At 72.4% G+C, this 1,431-nt stretch carries 1 protein-coding gene; it reads right to left on the bottom strand.

Annotated elements, in window-relative coordinates:
* Positions 1 to 66: 66 nt before the first annotated feature.
* Positions 67 to 1,377 (bottom strand): DUF58 domain-containing protein, encoded by a 1,311-nt coding sequence (locus C3488_RS39615; RefSeq protein WP_103845632.1) that lies wholly within the window; start codon positions 1,375 to 1,377, stop codon positions 67 to 69.
* Positions 1,378 to 1,431: the final 54 nt, after the last annotated feature.

Genomic DNA, 1,431 nt, shown 5'->3' with positions numbered 1-1,431 from the left:
AGGGCGGAAAAGGGAGAGAGGCGAGGCGTTAGGGCCGTTGAGGCGCCGGTCGCCCCGCCCTTGGATTCAGAGCCGCCCCGCCGCCTTCAGCGCCAAATATGCGTCCGCCAGGGCCGGCGCCAGATCCTCCGGCGTCGCGTCCACGACCGTCACCCCGTGACGCCGTAGCTGCTCGGCCATGCGTGTCCGTTCCGAATGCGCTTGGGCCGCGGCAGCGGCCTCGTAGACCGCCTCCGTGCTGCCCCGAGCCGTCGCCATGCGGGCGATGTACGGATCGGCCACCGACGCCAGCAGCACCGTGTGACGCTGAGTGAGCCGGGGGAGTACTGGAAGGAGCCCCTCCTCGATGGGAGCGGTGTCCAGGGTGGTCAGCAGGACGATCAACGAGCGCCGGGGCGCCGTCCGTAGCGCCGTGGCCGTGAGACCGCGCGCGTCCGTTTCCACGAGTTCCGGCTCCAGTGTCGCCATCGCGTTGACCAGCGACGGCAGGACATCGCCGGCGGCACGTCCCTGGACCAGGGCGCGTACCCGACGGTCGTAGGCGAGCAGATCCACGCGGTCCCCTGCACGGGTCGCCAGCGCGCCCAGCAGCAGCGCGGCGTCCATGGAGGCGTCCAGGCGCGGTGCGTCTCCGACCCGGCCGGCGGAGGTGCGGCCCGTGTCCAGGACCAGCAGGATGTGACGGTCGCGTTCGGGCCGCCACGTGCGCACCGCGACCGTGGACTGCCGTGCCGTGGCGCGCCAGTCGATGGAGCGGGTGTCGTCCCCGGGGACGTATTCGCGCAGGCTGTCGAACTCCGTGCCCTCGCCGCGCGTCAGCACGCTGGTGCGGCCGTCGAGTTCCCGCAGGCGGGCCAGTTTGGCGGGAAGGTGCTTACGACTGGTGAAGGGAGGCAGAACCCGGACCGCCCAGGGGACCTTGTGCGTGCCCTGGCGGGAGAAGAGGCCGAGCGGCCCGTACGAACGGATCGTGACGCGGTCGGCCAGGCGGTCGCCACGGCGCGTGGGCCTCAGACGCGTCGTCACACGGCGGCGCTCGCCCGGAGGGACCGTCAGACTGTGGCGGGAGGCGGCCACTTCGGTCCCGGGCTGCCAGCTGCTGGGCGGCCAGGCGTCGCGTACCTGGGCGCGCAGCGGCCGTCCTGACGGGTTGGTGACCGTGAGCGTGACGTCGGCCGTTTCGCCGAGGCGTACGGAGGCGTCACCGGAACGGGTCAGGCCCAGTCGGCGTACGGGTGCGGCCAGTGCGAAGTCGCAGGCGCATGCCAGTGCGAGTGAGCCGTTGACGGCGAGGATGCCCGTCCAGCTGGGGTCCCAGATGCCGACCGGCAGGGTGCCGAGTGCCGCGAGGAGCGCGGCGCGTCCGGTGAGTGCCATCAGCGCGGGACGGGGACGTGGGCGAGGATCGCGTTGATGACCGAGTCGGTCGTC

Source organism: Streptomyces sp. Ru72 (genome assembly GCF_002920635.1).
Lineage (GTDB): Bacteria > Actinomycetota > Actinomycetes > Streptomycetales > Streptomycetaceae > Streptomyces.
This window is presented reverse-complemented; position numbering and strand designations above follow the sequence as displayed.